Origin of the sequence: Caballeronia sp. DA-9, assembly GCF_051615025.1 — a bacterium.
GTDB classification, from domain to species: Bacteria; Pseudomonadota; Gammaproteobacteria; order Burkholderiales; family Burkholderiaceae; genus Caballeronia; species Caballeronia sordidicola.
The window spans coordinates 2,777,415-2,797,197 of sequence record NZ_CP195133.1 but is presented as its reverse complement, the minus strand read 5'-3'; the positions used below and the strand labels follow the sequence as shown (position 1 = coordinate 2,797,197).

Annotated in this window: 15 protein-coding genes; 11 read left to right on the top strand and 4 right to left on the bottom strand. The window is 59.2% G+C overall.

Annotation, left to right across the window (positions count from 1 at the left end):
* Nucleotides 1-9: 9 nt before the first annotated feature.
* The 5 genes from ACRWA7_RS29060 to ACRWA7_RS29040 all read left to right on the top strand — a co-directional run bounded on the left by ACRWA7_RS29060 (nt 10) and on the right by ACRWA7_RS29040 (nt 7,097).
* A complete protein-coding gene (locus ACRWA7_RS29060; RefSeq protein WP_060857046.1) occupies nt 10-2,241 on the top strand; it encodes a polysaccharide biosynthesis tyrosine autokinase in 2,232 nt (743 codons plus the stop codon).
* 70 nt (nt 2,242-2,311) lie between these two features.
* Nucleotides 2,312-3,430 carry a GDP-mannose 4,6-dehydratase gene (gmd, locus tag ACRWA7_RS29055; protein ID WP_060857079.1) on the top strand — a complete coding sequence of 373 codons (1,119 nt, stop codon included), beginning with the start codon at nt 2,312-2,314 and terminating at the stop codon, nt 3,428-3,430.
* A gap of 6 nt (nt 3,431-3,436) precedes the next feature.
* Nucleotides 3,437-4,393: a GDP-L-fucose synthase family protein gene (locus tag ACRWA7_RS29050; protein ID WP_060857045.1), complete on the top strand. Its 957-nt coding sequence runs from the start codon at nt 3,437-3,439 to the stop codon at nt 4,391-4,393.
* Between the two features lie 62 nt (nt 4,394-4,455).
* Complete coding sequence (locus ACRWA7_RS29045) at nt 4,456-5,598, top strand: glycosyltransferase family 4 protein (RefSeq protein ID WP_060857044.1); 1,143 nt, start codon at nt 4,456-4,458, stop codon at nt 5,596-5,598.
* 149 nt (nt 5,599-5,747) lie between these two features.
* Entirely contained in the window at nt 5,748-7,097 is a 1,350-nt protein-coding gene (locus ACRWA7_RS29040; protein WP_063493241.1) for a glycosyltransferase WbuB, read from the top strand.
* 89 nt (nt 7,098-7,186) lie between these two features.
* Here ACRWA7_RS29040 and ACRWA7_RS29035 read toward each other — a convergent pair whose 3' ends face one another.
* A complete protein-coding gene (locus ACRWA7_RS29035; RefSeq protein WP_060857043.1) occupies nt 7,187-7,663 on the bottom strand; it encodes a hypothetical protein in 477 nt (158 codons plus the stop codon).
* Between the two features lie 250 nt (nt 7,664-7,913).
* Between ACRWA7_RS29035 and ACRWA7_RS29030 the strand changes: the two genes are divergently transcribed.
* Together ACRWA7_RS29030 and ACRWA7_RS29025 are read left to right on the top strand one after the other, a co-directional pair.
* The gene (locus ACRWA7_RS29030; protein WP_060857042.1) at nt 7,914-8,567 is read left to right on the top strand and encodes a DapH/DapD/GlmU-related protein; all 654 of its coding nucleotides are present in this window, start codon (nt 7,914-7,916) and stop codon (nt 8,565-8,567) included.
* A gap of 344 nt (nt 8,568-8,911) precedes the next feature.
* Complete coding sequence (locus tag ACRWA7_RS29025) at nt 8,912-10,657, top strand: GMC oxidoreductase (RefSeq protein WP_060857041.1); 1,746 nt, start codon at nt 8,912-8,914, stop codon at nt 10,655-10,657.
* Between the two features lie 235 nt (nt 10,658-10,892).
* Here ACRWA7_RS29025 and ACRWA7_RS29020 read toward each other — a convergent pair whose 3' ends face one another.
* On the bottom strand, nt 10,893-11,963 hold the full coding sequence (locus ACRWA7_RS29020; RefSeq protein ID WP_438393106.1) for an IS30 family transposase: 1,071 nt from the start codon (nt 11,961-11,963) through the stop codon (nt 10,893-10,895).
* Nucleotides 11,964-12,528: 565 nt separating this feature from the next.
* Here ACRWA7_RS29020 and ACRWA7_RS29015 point away from each other — a divergent pair.
* Together ACRWA7_RS29015 and ACRWA7_RS29010 are read left to right on the top strand one after the other, a co-directional pair.
* Complete coding sequence (locus ACRWA7_RS29015; RefSeq protein ID WP_438393897.1) at nt 12,529-13,425, top strand: hypothetical protein; 897 nt, start codon at nt 12,529-12,531, stop codon at nt 13,423-13,425.
* 1 nt (nt 13,426) lies between these two features.
* Nucleotides 13,427-13,729 carry a hypothetical protein gene (locus ACRWA7_RS29010; protein WP_157766733.1) on the top strand — a complete coding sequence of 101 codons (303 nt, stop codon included), beginning with the start codon at nt 13,427-13,429 and terminating at the stop codon, nt 13,727-13,729.
* Nucleotides 13,730-13,922: 193 nt separating this feature from the next.
* On the opposite strand, the gene ACRWA7_RS29005 is transcribed toward ACRWA7_RS29010, so the two are convergent.
* Complete coding sequence (locus tag ACRWA7_RS29005) at nt 13,923-15,128, bottom strand: glycosyltransferase (RefSeq protein ID WP_438393895.1); 1,206 nt, start codon at nt 15,126-15,128, stop codon at nt 13,923-13,925.
* A gap of 55 nt (nt 15,129-15,183) precedes the next feature.
* Complete coding sequence (locus ACRWA7_RS29000; RefSeq protein ID WP_438393894.1) at nt 15,184-16,638, bottom strand: hypothetical protein; 1,455 nt, start codon at nt 16,636-16,638, stop codon at nt 15,184-15,186.
* Nucleotides 16,639-17,287: 649 nt separating this feature from the next.
* Between ACRWA7_RS29000 and ACRWA7_RS28995 the strand changes: the two genes are divergently transcribed.
* Both ACRWA7_RS28995 and ACRWA7_RS28990 read left to right on the top strand, forming a co-directional pair.
* Entirely contained in the window at nt 17,288-18,436 is a 1,149-nt protein-coding gene (locus tag ACRWA7_RS28995; protein WP_438393892.1) for an acyltransferase family protein, read from the top strand.
* 167 nt (nt 18,437-18,603) lie between these two features.
* A complete protein-coding gene (locus ACRWA7_RS28990) occupies nt 18,604-19,782 on the top strand; it encodes an acyltransferase family protein (protein ID WP_438393889.1) in 1,179 nt (392 codons plus the stop codon).
* Nucleotide 19,783 lies beyond the last annotated feature (1 nt).

Here is a 19,783-nt window from a genome sequence, read left to right as displayed (position 1 = left end):
GCGACAAAAATGGCCATCAATTTTGAAAACCGCTATGCGGATGTGGTGTCGACGGGGGACGAGCTGCGCTTGTCCGATTACCTGGCGGCCATCTTGGGAAGCTGGCGGATCATCGTCATGGTCACGCTCGCAGTGGTCCTGCTCGGCACGGCGTACGCGTTCATCGCGCCGCCGGTGTATCGCGCCGATGCGATGATCCAGGTCACCGAAAGCAACGCGGGAAATAACAACAATAACAATGCGAACGCGGTGCAGACCGTGTCGCAGATGTTCGACGCGAAGTCGACGACCGCCGCCGAGATCGAGCTGTTGCGCTCGCGGCTAGTGGTCGAGGATACGGTCAACAAGCTGCATCTGGATATCACGGCGCGTCCTCGCTACTTCCCGATTGTCGGCGGCCTGATTGGCGACATTCTCGGGGCGCGCAACGGTCAGGCGCCGGTGAGCTGGCTGTCGGGCTTTGCGTGGGGCAACGAAAGCATCTCCGTGCCGAAGTTCGACACACCAAAAGAAGCCTACGACAAGACCTACATTCTCACCGCCGGCGAAGGCGGCAGCTACGTGCTCAGCGACCCTGACGGCATCGCGATCCTGAACGGCAAGGTCGGCCAGGAAGCGAACGGCGCAAGCGCGCTGGGTCCGGTGAGCTTGCTGGTGGAGCAGATGACGGGCGAACCGGGCGCGAAGTTCGAACTGTCGCGTGCATCGACGCTCGGCACCGTGGACGCGTTGCAAAAGCGCCTGACAGTAGCCGAGACAACGCTGCAGTCCGGCATCATTGCGTTGAGTCTCGAAGGTCATGACGCGAAGCTGACTTCACAGATCGTGAACAACATCGCGCGCCGCTTCGTCCAGCAAGACATGGATACGCGCTCCGCGGAAGCCGGCAAGACGCTGGCGTTCCTCGAGCAGCAATTGCCGGAACTGCGCGCGCAACTCGATCAGGCCGAGCAGAAGTACAACACGTTCCGCAACAAGCAGGGCACGGTCGATCTCGGCGAAGAAAGCCGCCTGCTGCTGCAGCAAGTCGTCGACAACAAGACGAAGCTGATGGACCTGCAACAGCAACGCGCCGAACTTTCGCAGCGCTTCACGGCGAACCATCCGTCCGTGGCGGCACTCGATGCGCAGATCGGCGCGCTGCAAGCCGCGCAAGGTTCGCTCACGAAGAACGTCTCCGTGCTGCCCGATACCGAGCAGACCGCCTTGCGCCTCTTGCGTGACGTGCGCGTGAACACCGAGCTCTATACGAATCTCCTGAACAGCGCGCAGCAATTGCGGGTTGCCAAGGCGGGACAAGTAGGCAACGTGCGCGTGGTCGATTTTGCCGAAGCCGCCGACGACCCCGTGCGTCCGAAGCGCCTGATCGTGATCCTGATCAGTCTGGGCACGGGCCTGGTGCTGGGCATCATCGTGGCCTTCATTCGCAAGTCGCTGTTCGGCGGCGTGGAGCGTCCGGAAGAAATTGAAAACCGGCTCGGCGTGCGTGTGTTCGCCATTGTGCCGCGCAGCAACCAGCAGCTTCGCCTGCAGCAGAAGGTCGGTTCGCGCACCCAAGGGCTGCATGTGCTTGCCGCGACCTCGCCGGAAGACGCCGCGGTGGAAGGAATTCGCGGCCTGCGTACCTCGCTGCAACTGCAGATGGCCGACGCGCGCAACAACGTGGTGATGCTCACGGGTTCGCGTCCGGATGCCGGCAAGTCATTCCTCTCGGTCAACCTGGCGACGCTGGTTGCATCGACCCGCAAGCGCGTGCTGCTGATCGACGGCGACATGCGTCGTGGCGACGTGCACTCGCATTTCGGCGTGCGTCACATGCCGGGCTTGTCGGATGTGCTGATGGGTTCGGATATTGAAGCGGCCGTGCTGCACGACGTGCTGCCGGGCGTGGACTTGCTGACGAAGGGCTCGCTGCCGTCGCATCCGTCGGAACTCCTGATGAGCGATCGCATGCACGAAGTGCTTGAGTTCCTGAAGCACAAGTACGACCTCGTCATCATCGATACCCCGCCGGTGCTCGCTGTCACGGACGCGACCGTGATCGGCAAGCACGCCGGCACGAGCCTGCTCGTGGTGCGCCATGGCCGCAACCAGGTTGAAGAGATTGGCGAAACCATGAAGCGCTTGCAGCACGGCGGCGTGAACATGAAGGGCGTGCTTCTCACTGACGTACCGCAATCGAAACTGATGTCGGGCAGTTCCTATACCAACTACTACGGCTACGAGAGCATCCCCGAGTGATGCCCTGGACACAATGACGCCGCGGCGCGCGGGACGCGCCACTTTCACCGAGAAAGACGAGAGGCACAAGATGAAACACAAGGTCGCTTTGATTACCGGCGTGACTGGACAGGACGGGTCCTACCTGGCTCAACTGCTGTTGGAAAAAGGGTATGAGGTACACGGCATCAAGCGCCGTAGCTCGCTTTTCAACACGGACCGCATCGACCATCTTTACAGCGATCCGCATGAGGATGGCCCGAAGTTCGTGCTGCATCACGGAGACCTGACGGATACCTCGAGCATCATGCATATCGTGCAGCGTACCGAGCCCGACGAGATCTATAACCTGGGTGCGCAGAGCCACGTGCAGGTGTCGTTCGAAGAACCCGAATACACGGCGAACGCCGATGGTCTTGGCGCACTGCGCATACTCGAAGCGATCCGCATTCTTGGCATGGAAAAGCGGACGCGGTTTTATCAGGCGTCGACGTCCGAGCTCTTTGGGCTCGTGCAGGAGTCTCCGCAACGCGAGACCACGCCGTTCTATCCGCGCAGCCCGTATGCGGCTGCGAAGCTCTACGCGTACTGGATGACGGTGAATTATCGCGAGGCGTATGGCATGTACGCGTGCAACGGCATCCTGTTCAACCATGAGTCGCCGGTGCGCGGCGAGACCTTCGTCACGCGCAAGATCACGCGCGCTATGGCGCGCATTGCCGTCGGCATGCAGGAGAACATGTATCTCGGCAATCTTTCGGCGCTGCGCGACTGGGGTCATGCGCGCGATTACGTCGAGATGCAATGGCTGATGTTGCAGCAGGACAAGCCCGAAGATTTCGTGATCGCAACCGGGGAACAGCACAGCGTGCGGGATTTCGTGGTGCAGGCGGCCGCGGAGCTGGGCGTACACCTGCGTTTCGAAGGCAAGGGCGTGGATGAAGTGGGTATTGTGGATCGGGTCGAGGGGCGCGAAACAAAGCTCGTCAAGGGCGACGTGATCGTCCGTGTCGACCCGCGCTATTTCCGCCCGACCGAAGTCGAAACCTTGCTCGGCGACCCTTCAAAGGCACATGCAAAACTTGGCTGGCGTCCGACGACAACCTTCTCCTCGCTCGTCAAGGAGATGGTTCGTTCGGATTATCAGATCGCACGGCGTGACGCGCTCGTCACGATGGCTGGATTCAAAGCTCTTGAACACCACGAGTAAGAGATCATGGACAAAAACGCACGCATTTTCGTAGCGGGTCATCGGGGCATGGTGGGTTCTGCGCTCGTGCGCCGGCTCACCGACGCGGGGTATCGCAACATCATCACGCGCACGCATTCGCAGCTCGATCTGACAGACCAGGTCGGCGTGAACATGTTCTTCGAGAAGGAAAGCATAGACGTGGTGCTGCTCGCGGCGGCGAAGGTCGGCGGCATTCTCGCGAACTCGACGCTGCCCGCATCGTTCATCTATGAAAACCTCACCATCGAAACGAACGTGATCCATGCGGCATGCCGCTGGAATGTATCGAAGCTGGTGTTCTTCGGCTCGTCGTGCATTTACCCGAAGGCCTGCCCGCAGCCGATCAAGGAAGAGTATCTGTTGACCTCGGCGCTGGAGCCGACCAACGAGGCATATGCCATTGCGAAGATCGCGGGCTTGAAGCTCTGCGAGGCTTACAACCGCCAATACGGTTGCAAGTTCATCTCGCTGATGCCGACCAATCTTTACGGCCCGAACGACAACTACGATCTGAAGAGCAGCCATGTGCTGCCGGCGCTGATCCGCAAGGCGCATGAGGCGAAGCTCAATGGCGAAAGCACGCTGACCGTATGGGGCTCGGGCACGCCGCGCCGTGAATTCCTGCATGTGGATGATCTGGCCGGCGCTGCCGTGTTCCTGATGGAAAGCGCACACGATGAAGGCGTATTCAACGTGGGCGTGGGCGAAGACCTGTCCATTCGCGAACTTGCTGAAACGGTCTGTCGCGTGGTGGGCTTCGAAGGCGAACTGGTATTCGACGCAAGCAAACCCGACGGCACGATGAGAAAGCTGCTTGATGTGTCGAAGCTCGGCAACATGGGATGGCTTGCATCTACGGGGCTCGAGCAAGGCATACGCGCAACCTATCAGGACTTCCTGCAGCACTACGAGGCGCTGAGCCGGCAGCCGGCTCACGCATGACACGGGGACGGCAGCGCCTCATGCCTCGTGAAGCACACGCTATCAATAGGGATAATTAGAACATGAATGCAACGGTCACCATTTTCCATAATGTCGTCTGGTCGCGGCACAAAGGGGCTGTTTTGTCCGCGCTGCACAACATTTCGGGCTCGGGGTCGATCAAGTATTCGATGGTCCAGATCGCCGATACCGAGCACGACCGCATTGGTTTCTCGGACGTGGATTATTCGTTCCACAGCTACCCGATGCGCAAGCTCTACAACGGCTGCTATGAAGACGTGCCGACCTGGCGCATGACGGCGCGCCTCACCTGGGAAGTGCTGAAGGCGAAGACCGATCTTGTCGTGCTGCCCGGTTATCACCGTCCCGAATACTGGGCAATGATGGCCGCGTGCATCCTGACGGGAAAGCGGCGCGCGGTGTTCTGCGATTCCACCGGACGTGACCGGCCACGCAAGATGATTACATCGATTCCGAAGCGCGTGTTCTTCTCGCTCTGCGACGGCTATTTCGGCTTCGGGGAACGCAGCCGCGAATACCTGATGTCGCTCGGCGCGAAGCAGGAGAAGATTTTTATCCCCTGCCAGGCCGCGGCGCTGCCGCGATCGTTCTCGCCCGAGCGCGCGCTGTCGGACCGGATGCATTACCGGGCCGGGTCCAAGCCTATCTTTGTCTACGTGGGACGCTTGTCGCCGGAGAAGGGTATTGGCACGCTGATCGAGGCATTCAGGGGCTTGAAAGAACGCATTCCCGACGCCTTGCTGCGCATTGTCGGCACCGGTCCAATGGGCGACGAACTCAAGGCCAAGGTAGCGGACCTGGGCCTCACGGATTCGATCACGTTTCTTGGCAGCCTGCAGGACGAGCCGCTCTCGGTCGAGTACTTCAGCGCGACCTGCATGGTGTTGCCAAGCATGAGCGAACCGTGGGGTCTCGTTGTCAACGAGGCGTTGAGCCATGGCTGCCCGTCGATTGTGAGCGAGAGTTGCGGATGCGTGCCCGAGCTGGTGATCGATGGTGTATCGGGGTATGCATTTCCGGCCGGCGACGTGCCTGCCTTGCAGCGCACGATGCTCAAGTCCATTGAAGCGTTCGCCGATACGGCCGGGACGGCCAGGCGCTGCATGGATGTGATCCAGCGTTTCGATCCGCCTTCGGCGGCTGCAAACATTGCAAGGGGCTGCGCAATGATGCTCAGCGACTGACTGCGGCAACCGCTTCTATTTTCACTCCAACAACCAAGAGAGCCACGCATGGTCCCCGCGGCGCACGCGCGCCGCGGCTAATCCCGTGAGTGATGTTTGCATAAATCCGTTTCGCCGGATTGCGCTTGTCCGGCGAAAGTGGAGGCACGATGAGAATCCTAATCTACGGGCTGAACTACGCGCCCGAGCTGACGGGTACGGGCAAGTACACCGCCGAGATGGCGGAGACGCTGCAGCAGCACGGCCACGAAGTTCATGTCGTGTGCGCGCCTCCGTACTATCCGGAATGGAAAATTGCCAAGGACTATTCGGCATGGCGCAACGCGTGCGAAACGCGCAATCATGTGCGGATCTGGCGTGCGCCTTTGTGGGTACCTGCACATCCGAGTGGTCTCAAGCGCATGATTCATCTTGCTTCGTTTGCGGCGGCTTCATTGCCCGCGCTCCTGAAGCAGGCATGGTGGCGTCCCGACGTGGTAATGACCATCGCGCCGACCATGCTCAACGCGCCTGCCGCATTGATGCTCGCAAGAATGACCGGCGCTCATTCGTGGCTGCATATTCAGGATTTCGAAGTAGATGCAGCGTTCGAACTTGGTTTGCTGAAGAGCGAACGCGCTGGGCGGATCGCGCGATTCATGGAGCGCGTGTTGCTGCGTCGCTTCGACATGGTTTCCACGATCTCCGACAAGATGATCGAGCGTGCGATGACCAAGGGCGTGTCGTCTTCCAGGATCTTCCGGTTGCCGAACTGGGTCGACATCAGCGCGATCTATCCAATGCAGCGCCCGAACAAGTTTCGCGATGAACTTGCCATTCCGGAGCACGCAAAAGTTGTTCTGTACGCGGGCAACATGGGATCGAAGCAGGGCTTGGAAGTGCTTGCCGGCGCGGCGCAGGCGCTTGCCAAACGCGATGACATCACGTTCGTTTTCTGCGGCAACGGCGCGACGAAGGTCGATCTGGAGAAATGCTGCGAGAGCCTGAGCAATTGCCGGTTCATCGCACTGCAGCCGGTCGAGCGGCTCAACGAACTCCTCAATCTCGCCGATATCCACGTCCTCCCGCAACGCGGTGATGCCGCGGATCTCGTGATGCCGTCCAAGCTCACGGGCATGTTCGCCAGCGGCCGCGTAGTGATTGCAATGGCGCGTCCGGGCACGGAACTGTACAACGTGGTTTCGACGCGTGGCGTAGTCGTGCCGCCCGAGAACGTGGATGCGTTGGCGGCTGCTATCGAAGAACTGGTGGCCAACCCGGAACAACGTGCGGCGCTTGGCGCTGAAGGCCGTGTTTTCGCGGAACTGCATTTGTCGCCGGCGTGGGTATTGGGACGGCTTGACGACAAGCTGCGAGCACTCAGAGGAGACCGTGCGGGCGACCGGGTGGGCGCGCATGCGGTGGAACGCATGGACGTCAAGACGGGAAATTCAGGGGCCGCTGCCACGCCCAAAGCGAGTGCTGCGGTGACGATGGTGGAGATCGAGAAGATCGATTGAAGCATTGCCAAACCATACGGCTCTCTTGCAAGCCGCCCGATGCATACGTTGCCGGGCGGTTTTTCCTTTGGCGCAGCTCGTTTTCGATTTCAGTAAGGTGACTTGTAGATTTCCAGCGGTTTCTTCGCGGCCTTCACGCCGTTCGCGCCGTATACCGACTGGGCAGCGGCGTCGGGCGTCGCAACCAGCTTCCCGTTGGCGTCCCGCACGCGCGCACCGCGCTTCATGACGACCGTGCCCGGCTTGACGAATGACGCGTTGGTCTGCGCCGGGTCTGCGTTGTTGTTCATCATGTTCTCGGCGGAAGTGGTGGCGGCGCCTTGCTTCGCACCGTTTTTGGCTCCGTTGCCGTTGGCGTTCGGCGCCTGGCCGTAGGGGTCGGCATACCCTGCGTACGAAGAGGGACCTCCCAATAACTTGTCTTCAGCGGCATAGTCGCGCGCGCCCGCGTCGCCTGCGGCAGCATGGGCGCATGGCAACATGGACCACGCTGCACCAGCAACAAGCATCGCCAATACGCGATGCAATACATGACGACAGGCCAGCCGGTGAATGGATGATTTCATGACGCACTCCGATGTATCGCCGATATGAAGATTGATTGTTATCCCAAAGTTGCAGCGCTGTCGAGCGGCTGGCACCCCTTGTTTCAAGGTAGCAAATCTTTCGTGGGGCGGTCATGCGGATGCCGCCAAAAGTCTTTCCCTTGCGGCCATTAGTGGGCTGGCACACGAGAACCACAGCACTCATCGCCCATAATCGGTTTCATGCGGCGTTGCAATGCATTCGCCGCTACGGGCTCGGGGGCCGGCAATCATGCACAGAACAATCGACGAACATTGCATTGAAGAAGATGTTGCCAGGGATGCGGGCGTTCGCAACGCTGCGCCGGGCGCTGTATCGGCCCAATCGGACGGCGGCGCGCGGGTCATTGATCTTAGCCTTGCGGGCAAGGGCAATTACGTAGCGAAGCGCAGCACGCTTATAGAGCTTGTGTGGTTCTTCCTTGAAGCCGCAATCATCAATAACAAATTCATACCGGTGTCCGCCATACGTGTCTGGCTGCTGCGCCGCTTTGGCGCGCGCATTGGCACGGGTTGCCGCATGCCGCACCCGATCCGCGTGAAAGCGCCGTGGAATCTGCAAGTGGGTGACAACTGCTGGTTCGGCGTGAATGCGTGGATCTACAACCAGACATCGATTCGTATTGGCTCGAATGTCTGCATCTCACAAGACGCGTTTCTCACAACCGGTTCACACGATCTCGCGACGAACATGGACCTGCATGTCAAGCCGATCGTGATTGAAGACGGGGTGTGGATCACATCGAAATGCGTTGTGCAAATGGGCGTGACCATCGGTCGCTCGGCAGTGGTGACTCCACTGTCGGTGGTGCATCGGTCACTGGAAGCAGAGGGTGTATATGGCGGTAATCCGGTACGGTTTATCAGAAAGCGGTTTGATGCCTGAACCGAAACGGGGCCGCATTGAAGCATGAGGTGGTTCGCCGGGCCGGGCGCGTCGACCAGCGCGCTTTGGCCGCATGCGCCTTTATCTTGGCGGGTAACGAAGCGCGCGTCCTACGACTATTACACGCAGGTAAGGCTGGCATGAGCGCCTGAGCGCATGTGGATTGTTCGGACCCGCCTGGTGTTTCGTTAGATGAAAGATGGACGGCTTCTGTCCGGGCGTTGGCGGCACAGTGAACCGCGCGACGCGCCACGGCAGCGAAGCGTTTCAATAACGGGTGGCGACAGCGGATAAGCCGACAATACGATTGGGCGAACCGCTGCACACGAGAAGGAGCACGGGGAATGTTCATTGACAGCCGAAATGTAGAGCAGGGCGCGGTGGTGAAGACCACGGTCTGCATCATCGGGGCAGGCGTCGCGGGTATTACGCTCGCGCTCGAAATGGATAAGCACGGGATCGATACCGTCCTGCTTGAAAGCGGCGGCTATAAGCCGGACGACGCCACGCGCGATCTGTATCGCGGCGAGAACGTCGGTATTCCATACACCTATGCGGACGGCAGCCGCAGCCGTTTCCTGGGCGGCAGCAGCAATTGCTGGGGCGGGTGGTGCCGTCCACTCGATTCATGGGACTTTGAAAAACGCGATTGGGTGAACGACAGCGGCTGGCCTTTCGGGCTCGACGAGTTGCGCCCATACTATGCCCGCACGCATGCGTTGCTCAAGCTTGGCGAAAACAATTTCGAACCTGCATATTGGGAAGCTGCCATTGGCCGTGATGATGTAAAACGTCATCCGCTGCCAAGCGGCACGGTGCGCGACACGATCTCGCAGTTCAGCCCGCCGGTGCGTTTTGGCAAGGTGTACAAAGCCGTGCTCGGCGCGTCGTCGCACGTGCGTGTGTTCCTCAACGCCAACGCAATGAACATAGGCACCGACAGCGAAGCGAAGCACGTATCGCAAATCGATGTCGGCACGCTGAGCGGGCGGCGCTTTTCCGTTTCCGCGAAGCTATTCATCCTGGCTACAGGCGGGATTGAGAATGCGCGCCTGCTGCTTGCGTCGAACAAGGTGCAGGCAGAAGGACTGGGTAACGGCAACGACATTGTCGGCCGCTATTTCATGGACCATCCGCGCACCATGCAGGGCAGCATCAAGTTCAAGAAGCCGTGGGCGCGCAACAAGCTTTATGACATCAAGTATCACTATCAGAATGCGTCGGTGTCGGCGCATGGGCAGTTCATCTCGTCTCAGTTCGCGCTGACGCAAAAGGTGCTCGAGCGCGAGCGTCTGCTCAATGCGCGCGTGTGGTTCTATTCGGTGTTTCGTGGCGAGAACACGGAAGGCGCGGAGGCGCTGATCCGTTGCAAGCAGGCTGTTTTGCAGAAGGATCAGCCTGGCTGGAATTTCTCGCAGGACCTGCTCACCATGGCAATGCATCCGGTCGATACCGCTTGCTTCGGTCTTGCACGGCTGTTGCAACCGCGTCCGCTTATCACCGACGTCAAGTTTCAGACCATCGTCGAAGCCGAGCCGAATCGCGATAGCCGCGTCACGTTGTCATCGCAGAAAGATGCGCTCGGCATGAATCGCGTGAAGGTCGACTGGCAATTGACCGAACTGGTCAAGCGCACGTTCGATCGTACCGTCACGCTGCTGGCGGAAGAAATGCAGCGCACGGGTGTGGCTGACGTTCAGCTTGATGAGCCGCTGGAAGGCAAGCCGTGGCCGGCGCAACTCGAAGGCACGTGGCATCACATGGGCACGACGCGCATGCATGATTCGCCCAGGCAAGGCGTGGTCGATCGCAACTGCCAGGTGCATGGCATGAGCAACCTGTATGTGGCGGGCAGTTCGGTATTTCCCACGGTCGGGGCGAATTTCCCGACCATCACGATCGCGGCAATGACCTTGCGGCTGTCGGAACATATTCTGAAGGCGTTGCGGGGCGAAGTTGCGCCGCTGGCATCGGTGACATCGATAGGGGCCGGCGCCGAGCGGCGCGTGTCCGTTTCCGAAGAGCCGATGCCGTTTGCTGCATCGTCGCTGCATGCGCCTTCGGATCTTGCCTTCATGGCGAAGAAGTAGGACGGCTTGTTTGCCGGGAGGGGTGGTTGCCCTTCTGGTATTCGTAGCCGGGTTTTAGAGCCCGCCGGTGGGGACATCGGCGGGTTTTCTTTTTGTTTTGCGCGGCGCGTTTGGGGCCTGCTTCTTGGGGTTTAGTGCGGTTTGTTTTAGCTGATCTTTCTAGCACTGTTAGCCACTGTCCGTGGCGGCACTTCATTTCTTTTTCCAAACGGCGAAAAAGAAACGAAGGGCGCTTTCACACTCCAAGTGCAACAGCGGGGTCAATGACAATGCCGTGCTTGGCGCAGTTTTCAATAAAGACCTCACCAGGCGTGCGCCACTGGAGCGTCTTTCGAGGGCGGGTGTTCATGTTCAGCGCGATCGCATCGAGTTGTCGCTGCGAGAATACCGATAGATCGGTCGCCTTGGGTAGAAACTGGCGAAGCAGCCCATTGATGTTTTCACAGATGCCGCGTTGCCACGGACTGTGTGGATCGCAGAAGTAGATCTTGATGCCCGTCGCCTCAGCCAGCTTTTTGTGTAACGCCATTTCTTTGCCCTGGTCGTAGGTCAGGGTTTGACGCAGTCCCTGATCGAGCGGCGCGAACGCGGCACTGTAGGCTTCCAGCGCTGCCTGCGCCGTACTGCCATCGATCTTGACCAGCATCACAAACAACGTGCTGCGATCCACCAGCGTACCCACTGCCGAACGGTTAGCCAGGCCTTTGATCAGATCTCCTTCCCAGTGACCCGGGATGAGCCGGTCGTTGGCTTCGGGAGGGCGTACGTGAATACTGAGCATGTCGGAGAGCTTGCCGCGCCGGTCCTGTCCTCGCGTGCGCGGCCTGCGTGCGCCACGTCCCTGTCGCAACAGGCTGACGAGTTCCCGGCGCAACTCGCCTCGGGGCGCGGCGTAAATGGCTCGGTAAATGGTTTCATGCGAAGCGTTCAAAGCAGGCTCATCAGGGTGGGCAAGTTTGAGTGCGGCTGAGATCTGCTCGGGTGAGTGACACTTTTGCAGATACTGCCGCACTTCGGGCCACAACGCGCCGTCAACGTGCAGTTTGCGCTCGTAACGCGGTTTGCGGCGAAGCCGTCCCGCGCGTCGACCAGCACGGATCGCGCAGTAAGCGCCCGCGATCGCAGGCCGTCCTCTGTCGCCGCGCTCTTCATCGGACTTCCAGCCATTGCGCTTGAGTTCGCGGCTGATCGTACTTGGCGAACGTCGGAGCGCACGCGCGATCGCGCGCGTGCTTTCGTTGGCAAGTTTCATGGCAAATATTGAGCCACGCTCCTCAGCACTGAGTTGTTCATAGCTTTGTCCCATGCAACATATCCTATTTCAAAGGTGTTGCACTTGTACCTTGAAAACGCCAAGCAAAGAAAACGCCAAGCAAAGAAAACGCCTTCCAACCGCCAATTCTTAAGGAGACCAAGCGTGCACGTATATCTGCTTGGGACTTCAAAAGAACCGTTGCCGCCATAACCACCAACACTTGAAACCCTTCCCCTCCGAATCCCTACATCCACACGCTTCGCCACCAGCGCTCTCGGGCAAGCACACAACCCCACAGAACCAGTTCGGCCAATCACCCATTTGCGTGCTTGCACGCAAATGGGTGCGAATGCCTGCCGTCCAATCAGTTGCTAAGCGTTGCTCAGGTGTCGGCGTTAATTCCGGTCTCGGTTTGACGTGGCGGCGCGGTGTGAGAAAAGGGATTTTTCCCGCTAACGTATGTGTCTCGCATAAGAGCTTTTGGCGCGTCAGCGATATCCGCGCACTACTCCAAAATTTGAATTCCTGACCGTCAACCTCACACGCTCTTTCATGAGATGAACGCGCGGAAAAGTGCGTTAGCGTAGCGGCTGTCGCAACAACGAAAATAACAAGAATGACAACGGAACTCATGAGATACGAGGGCCATCGATTCTTGCTTTATAAGAAATGGGACTACGCGCCGAATGGCAGGACCCCAGAACAAACGAAAGCGCTTGAAGCCGGTAAAGCGCTGTTCAAAGCCGCCAATTTCGAGCATTGGGCGAGCCAGCCAGAACTGGTTGCACGCGTTCAAAAGTTTCTTGTCGAGTCGATTCCCTCCTACCGGGCCAGTCCCTACGGTGATCGCCCCGGCGACATCATCAAGGCGCTTTGTTGGGAAGTGCGAAACGAAGCGGTTGTGATCGTGCGCGCCAAGCCAGAATACATCGCGCATGATGGCTTTGTTCCAAAGCGCGAGTTCGACTATGCCGCGTATAAACGCGACCAGGACGAACGCGGACGCGCTTACATGGCGCGTTCGAAAGCGTACTCCGACGACCTGAAGGCGTATAACAAGGCGATCGATGACCGTATCAGGCGCGAAGCGAACGCGCTAAAACCGTACCGGCATATCGAAACCGTCACCGAGGCAGGGGAACGCAATCTGGCCGCGTGGGCGAAGCGCGACGCACTTGCTGCGCTCGCTTCGGCGGCGTCTATGGTCGCATCTTCGCTGCCGTCGCGCGATGATGATGTTTTCGACTTGGGCGAAGTGTCGGAGATTGGCTCGGGCAGCACACCGCTAGGCGACGCCGCGCCGTTCGAGTACGTCAAAAACGCGACCAGCAATGATGTAATGTCGATTGCGGCGCGCGGTGTGAGCGAATCGCATGAGGCGGAATGTTTTGCAGAGTACGAAACTGACTTGGAATTGTGCAATTTTGCCGGGGCGTTGTACAACGACCCACGCACTTATGCCATGTGTAAGCAACGCGCGTTTTCCAACTATCAAGCTTGTCGAGGATATTAAGATGACCTTGCAATATCTGCTAACGGGCTATGACTCGAGCACAAAAACACTTCGCCAGTTTCGCGTATCGGCAGATGCACTTAAGAGCGCAGGTATTTCTTCCGAGCGAACGCTTATAGAATGTCCAGTAAATGAGCAAAATCCACTGACCGACGAAGTGGCGCGGCGGATTGGCGGGATGGTCTTAATGTCGCTCGTTTCGCAATATCCCGAACTACGCCCGCTTGCATTGATAACCGATGGAAACGGGCGCACGCTGATGGATCGGACTGATGGAGGGCGCAAATCGCCTTTTGAGCCATAGTCCGTCGCCACCTGTTTGCGGCATCGGTCCGGACGTTCGCGCGGGCCTTTTCGTCTTGTGCCGTCGTGGTAAGGCGGTTACTGACGCCATTCGCATTGTTGTTCGCGGCTCGCTCTCGTTTTACTATTCGCATTTTCAGCCGCGCGCCGGGACTTCATTTCTTTTGCTTCGCCACCCCTGTTCTCGGGCAGGCTCAAGCGCCTCGAAGACGCTCTTTACCCGCTTTGTGCAGCATTCCTTCATCTTCTTTTGCACCCGCCTGCAATACGCGCAGCAAATCCTTCGACATGGCGTCGACCGTAAACCGGCGATGGAACGTGTCCTTCGCCCGTGCTCGCATCGCGGTTGCCAACGACGGTTCCAGCTCCAGCCATCGCGTCAGACTTGATACCGTTCCCTCTACCGTATCGGTCGCAACGAAACCCGCACCGTCCGCCTCCACTTCACGCCAAATGTTGACCTTGTCCGATATCAGCGCCGGCAATCCACATCCCAACGCCTCCGCTACCGCAATGCCAAAATTCTCCTGATGCGAAGGCAGCACGAACGCATCACTCGCCTGGAATGCCCCCCACTTCTGATCGCCCTCCAGCATGCCAGTCCACGTAATACGCTTGGCAACGCCAAGTTCGCCCGCGAGCTTTTGCAACTCAGGCGTCCAGTCGCCACTATCCGGACCCGCCATCACCAAATGCGCCAAGGGATCAATATCGCGGACTTGCGCAAACGCCCTTATCAGTAAATCGCATCCCTTCTTTTCATGAATGCGCCCAAGGAACAGCAACAATCGCTTGCCATTGAGTTCAGGATAAGCCACGAGAAACGCATCGCGTATGGACAACGTTGCAACCGGCGGCGGGTTCGTGCCGAACGCCACGACTTCCTCGCGCGCCTTGTACAAGCGAAACGACTGGCGCGCAAGCATGCGCTCTTCTTCTGCTGTGAAGAGCACGCGTCGCGCATCGCGCAGAACACGATATTCCGCCCACGGCCAGTAGAGCGACTTCTTCAAATGCTTCAGCGGATACGTGCGCTTGAACCACGGGTCCAGCATGCCGTGCGGAAAAACGTAATAAGGCACCCGCATGGCATGCAGCGCCTTCCACGCACCGTAGCTGTGGTATTGCCACAAGCCATTGATGATGACGGCATCGAAACGCGTGGCGTGCTCCTTCAACCACGGCACGAGATTCGGCGTCAGGCCGTAATTGCCCTTCGATGGACCCAGCGCATGCACGGTCAGCGGGAAAGCTGAAAGCCAGGGCGCGGCCGGGTCGTCGAGCGTGACGACTTCCACTTCATGGCCGAGCGCCGCCATGTTGATGCCGCTTTGACGCACGCCTTCCGTCGGGCCTCCGGCACGCGGGTCTATAGTCGATAACAGATGCAGGATCTTCATTGCCAGGCGCGCTCGATGATGAATCGTGTCAGTTGATAAAAAGCTGCAGCCACCATCACGCCGACGTGAAGCGCGACAGCACGTCGCGGCTTTCTTTCAGCGTGGACGCGCGGCCCGATGGATGCATCGGCATGGACACCGGCGTCACAACCGGCGCAGGCGTCGGCGCAGGTGTTCCAGGACGGCGTTTCTTTGGCATGCCGCGTTGCGCGGCAAGCTCGGCGTTGCGAATCTTCATCGCGTAAGAAAGACGCGTGTAGGTCGCGACCAGCAAGCCGAGCGCAACGCCAAACACGAGACCCGAATAGCGAGGTCCAAGCGGATTGCCGCCAATGGAAGTGGCCGGCAACGCCGCGAGCAGCAACAGCGAACGCCCCATGACCGGCAAATACAGCAGGTCGGGTGCGCGGCGGCGCCACACACGATACGCAATGCCACCCAGTGTAAGCGCGAACAGGATTGCAAGCGGCATCCACAAGCCGAACATCAGGCCGCCAGCAAACAGTTGGTACACCCAGAAGTTGTGGCCCGCGGCAAACTCGCGGATCGCATAGAAGTCCTTCTTGGAGAACTGGCCGGCAAGGTAGGGCAGGTAGTCGGGCGAGTAGTGATAAACCGCCCCGTACCCTCTGCCCGCAATCAGCGCGGATGGAGTGGATGTGACCTGGTCATACTGGTCCTTCATCTCGGCAAGCCGGGTGATCGTGGTCGGATCTCGGCCGGAGGTCGTCTCTTTCGAAGCGAAGATGCGCTGCGTCCAGTGATCGGCAACTTCAGGGAAGAACGACGCTGCGCCGGCCGTCATCACGGCGATCAGTACGCCGGTCATCAGCGCGCGCATGCCTGCCCGAACCAGATGGCGCGGCGAAGGCGCCGACAGCCATGTGGCAAAGAGGAACAGCACCACGGTGCCGACCAGCAGGCTTCGCGTGACGCTCAATAACTCGATCAGGATGGTGCCAAGAAAGATGGCGAGCGTGAATTTCGTAATGCGCTTGGCCACCACGAACTGATGCAGGATGACACCCTGCAAGCCAAGAAACGTCACCGATACGATCCGGTAGCGCACGTCATCAAGTGGGCCGCCGCTCGTGACCATGCCGTACACAAAGCTGAAGACGAGCGAGATGACCATCGACCAGAAGAGCGCCTTTTCAAAGGCCGCAAGACGGTCGCCTTCCCATGGCCGGCATGCCGCGAGATAACCCAGCAGGAACAATCCAAAAGGCAGCAGCGTGCGCAGGTAGTTGCCGAAGTCATTGCCCTGAAGAACCTGCGCAACAATGCTGCCGACCACCGTCATGATGGTGGCCGCGGTAATGATCGAGCGGAATCGGGAGCGCCGCGTGAAGCTCGGCGCGATCAGCCAGAGCACGACGCCCGCGCCTACTACCGGCAGCGTCATGAGGACCTGTATGACGTGGCTTCCCGCGTCTTCCGCTGCCTTGTAGTCAAGTGCCAGTGGGACTAGAAACAGCCAGATCCACAGGTTCGTATATTTGTTGCGCATGGCGGGTCTCTCTTCGGCTTTCGGTTTTGAGGCTTCGCTTCAAGGCGCGGCTTGTTCATCGAGCGGCGGCCCCGCCTCTGCTTGATGTTGCTTCAGCACGGTGCAGAGCGGAGTTGTCAGTCCAGCATGCAGCACCCGGTGTGCTTCTTCCGTTGCGTGTATCGCATAGCGTCGCTCATATCCGCATGAAAAACACTGCCTCGGTGCGCGAACGAACATTCGTTTCGCACATGCGCCGGCGGCCCGGCGACACCTCGCTGGCAATATAGCAGTGGCCGAATCGGCTGCATCGGGGCAGGCGGTTAAGCACTAGTCTTCGTCGTGAATCAACGGAGCGCGGCATGTGCGCCGCCGCACGCGATTCCTTTGAACAGGATGTATCGCCTATGTTTCAATGGCCCGCGCGCTGCCGCAGTGCAATGTCTGCCCGACAACATCTGCTGTGCTGCGTTCGGCACGCCGCATTCACTGTCCGCGAACGGCGCGATGTTGGCGGATGAAACCGGGTCAGGAAGAAGATTATTCAGGGACCGCCAGATGGATTGGTTTGTCGGGCGGTTTTGCCTGCGAATCAAATAATCACGCTGGAAATAACTACCGGATATCAGGTAGGAAACGCGGAGCGCACGCCGCTGCAAAGGGGATCACCATGGGCTTGTTCGGCAAACCACGTACACAACAAACATCGAACAGGACGATCGAGCTAGACTTCGTCCGCGGCATTGCGATCATCGCCGTGATGGGTTTTCATTTCCATTCCGTCAAGACGGGCTACTGGTTCGTCAGCGCGATCGAATATCCGCTGAAGAATTTTGGCCGTGAAGGCGTGAACCTGTTTTTCACGCTAAGCGGTTTTCTGGTCGGCGGCCTGTTGCTCAAGCAGTATTCCGAGCACGGGCGCATTGACGCGTGGCGATTCATCATTCGACGCATCTTCAAGATCTGGCCAGCGTACTACGTGCTGATCCTGTTTCACCTGTTCGCCGGGCGTCACCCAACAGATACTTTTCTGTTCCAAAACCTGACCCACTTGCAGAACTATCTGGGCACCTCCATCAGCCAGACCTGGAGTCTCGCGGTGGAAGAACATTTCTACCTGTTCCTGCCCGCGTTGCTGCTTGTTTTCGTGCGCTTCAAGGTGGGCGTGAACGCAATCATCGGTACGTTGCTATCCATTTGCGGCATTGTGCTTCTGGCGCGTTGCGCGGTGGTATCGAACGGGGACATCGACGCCGCATTCTTCCAGACGCAGTACCGCATAGACAGCCTGTTGTTCGGCGTGATTCTCGCGGCCTTCTACTGGATGAAGCCGGACGTCTACAAGAAATTTGCCGATAAAAAATGGCTCCTGCTCAGCATGGTGGCCGTATTGGCTGCATGGCTCGTGCTTGGGACAACGCACGTCGCGCTCGATGAAAGCATCGGCTTCACGATCCAGGCAATTGGTTTCACCGCCGCCATCGTGCTGGCGGTCGAATACTCGAAGGGCATTCGCGACTCGTTGCTTTATCGCGTGGTCGCGTGGATCGGCGTGTATTCGTATGGCATCTATCTCTGGCATTCGCTGGCGCTGGCGCCTGCCGATATCCTCATCCGCAAGGCTGCCGCCATGCACGTGCCGCCGCTTGCCGCGTGGTTCTTCGTGCTGGCCGCGCAGTTCGGCATTGCAATCGTGATCGGCTACGTGACCACGCGCGCGGTGGAGTTCCCGTTCCTCAAGATCCGCGACGCATTGTTCCCCGCCAAGCAACGCAAGGGCGAAATGGAAGTGCCTGTGGTGAGCACCCACGTGTCCTGAGCGTATCTGCTGAAACCGCGCGGCACGTGCCTGCCTGACGCGGTTTTCCCTTCGTTTTTTGATTGTCCGACTGCCCGGGCGCCACGCCCGGCCGTGTCAGATCGTTGCTTGATGCCGACCATGGAAGCACTTCATTACTGTTGCGTGAACGTCGCGAGGATATGCCGATGACAGCGCCCCCGCGCATTGCAGCGCTCGACGCCGGCCGTACCCTTGCGGTGATCGGCGTGATTGCGGTTCATCTCGCGCCGTGGATGGTGACCAGTCCCGATTGGCTCGATGCCCTTGCCAATCTCGGGCAATACGGCGTGCAGTGTTTCTTCGTGATCAGCGCGATCACGATCATGGCTTCAATCGAACATGACGCGCAGCCTCTTGCCCATACGCGCGATGTAGTGCGTCACTTTTATGTGAAGCGTATCGCTCGCATCGCGCCGCTCTACTACCTTGCGATCCTGGGTTACACCGGCATCGATTTTCTGCTGCATTTCCTGCATGGACATATGCAGACACCACACGACCTGTCCGATGTCCTGTTGAACGTCCTTTTCATCCATGCATGGTTTCCATCCGCTGCCGATAGCGTGGTGCCGGGCGGCTGGTCCATCGGCGTGGAAATGTTCTTCTACACGATCGCGCCGGCGCTCGTATTTGCTTGCCGCACGCTGCGCGGGTTGATCATGGTGTCGTTGCTGACGGCGCTCTTAGCGGTGTCGTGCTGGTACTTCGGCGCATGCGGCGGCGGTCCTGCATGCCGTGTCGTGAACAACGAGTTCTTCTATTTCTGGCCGCCAATGCAACTGCCCTGTTTTATCGTCGGATTCTGGGTCTGGCGGATGGCGCGGAATTATCTGCTCGGCGAGAAGCAACTTTCTTCGCGTGCCTGCATACGGCTCGCGCTGGGTGGAATCGCCATGGTGGCCGCGCTGTTCCTGGCCGGTACGGGACGCGGCATGGCCCATGGCGCAGCGCCCACGTTTGCTGCGCTCGCAACCGCTGCATTAATGCTCTTGTTGACGCGTGTTTCGCCACGGCTGCTGAGGGCGCCTGCCACGGTGCTGCTCGGACGATACAGCTTCGGCATCTACGTGTGGCACTTCATAGCAATACTCGCCGTGCGCGCCGTGGTCAGGCTCGACGCAGTGGATGATTTCGCCGAGGATCATGCGGTCGTGGTCTTCGCTGTATCGATGATCGCCGCGACGACCCTGGCTTATATCGGCGCAAAGATAACTGCACGGCGGGTTGAAGCGCCCTGCGCGCAATGGGTCCGCGAATGGTTGGGCAAGGACTCGACGCGAGTGCCCGCGAGAAGTGCCGTGGTGGACGGCACCGAGGGCGTTTGAT

Excerpts from the sequence above, each read along its gene's own strand:
- ACRWA7_RS29060 (WP_060857046.1), top strand. The coding sequence starts at position 10 with ATGGCCATCAATTTTGAAAACCGCTATGCGGATGTGGTGTCGACGGGG.
- gmd (WP_060857079.1), top strand. The coding sequence starts at position 2,312 with ATGAAACACAAGGTCGCTTTGATTACCGGCGTGACTGGACAGGACGGG.
- ACRWA7_RS29050 (WP_060857045.1), top strand. The coding sequence starts at position 3,437 with ATGGACAAAAACGCACGCATTTTCGTAGCGGGTCATCGGGGCATGGTG.
- ACRWA7_RS29045 (WP_060857044.1), top strand. The coding sequence starts at position 4,456 with ATGAATGCAACGGTCACCATTTTCCATAATGTCGTCTGGTCGCGGCAC.
- ACRWA7_RS29040 (WP_063493241.1), top strand. The coding sequence starts at position 5,748 with ATGAGAATCCTAATCTACGGGCTGAACTACGCGCCCGAGCTGACGGGT.
- ACRWA7_RS29035 (WP_060857043.1), bottom strand. The coding sequence starts at position 7,663 with ATGAAATCATCCATTCACCGGCTGGCCTGTCGTCATGTATTGCATCGC.
- ACRWA7_RS29030 (WP_060857042.1), top strand. The coding sequence starts at position 7,914 with ATGCACAGAACAATCGACGAACATTGCATTGAAGAAGATGTTGCCAGG.
- ACRWA7_RS29025 (WP_060857041.1), top strand. The coding sequence starts at position 8,912 with ATGTTCATTGACAGCCGAAATGTAGAGCAGGGCGCGGTGGTGAAGACC.
- ACRWA7_RS29020 (WP_438393106.1), bottom strand. The coding sequence starts at position 11,963 with ATGGGACAAAGCTATGAACAACTCAGTGCTGAGGAGCGTGGCTCAATA.
- ACRWA7_RS29015 (WP_438393897.1), top strand. The coding sequence starts at position 12,529 with ATGACAACGGAACTCATGAGATACGAGGGCCATCGATTCTTGCTTTAT.
- ACRWA7_RS29010 (WP_157766733.1), top strand. The coding sequence starts at position 13,427 with ATGACCTTGCAATATCTGCTAACGGGCTATGACTCGAGCACAAAAACA.
- ACRWA7_RS29005 (WP_438393895.1), bottom strand. The coding sequence starts at position 15,128 with ATGAAGATCCTGCATCTGTTATCGACTATAGACCCGCGTGCCGGAGGC.
- ACRWA7_RS29000 (WP_438393894.1), bottom strand. The coding sequence starts at position 16,638 with ATGCGCAACAAATATACGAACCTGTGGATCTGGCTGTTTCTAGTCCCA.
- ACRWA7_RS28995 (WP_438393892.1), top strand. The coding sequence starts at position 17,288 with ATGGGCTTGTTCGGCAAACCACGTACACAACAAACATCGAACAGGACG.
- ACRWA7_RS28990 (WP_438393889.1), top strand. The coding sequence starts at position 18,604 with ATGACAGCGCCCCCGCGCATTGCAGCGCTCGACGCCGGCCGTACCCTT.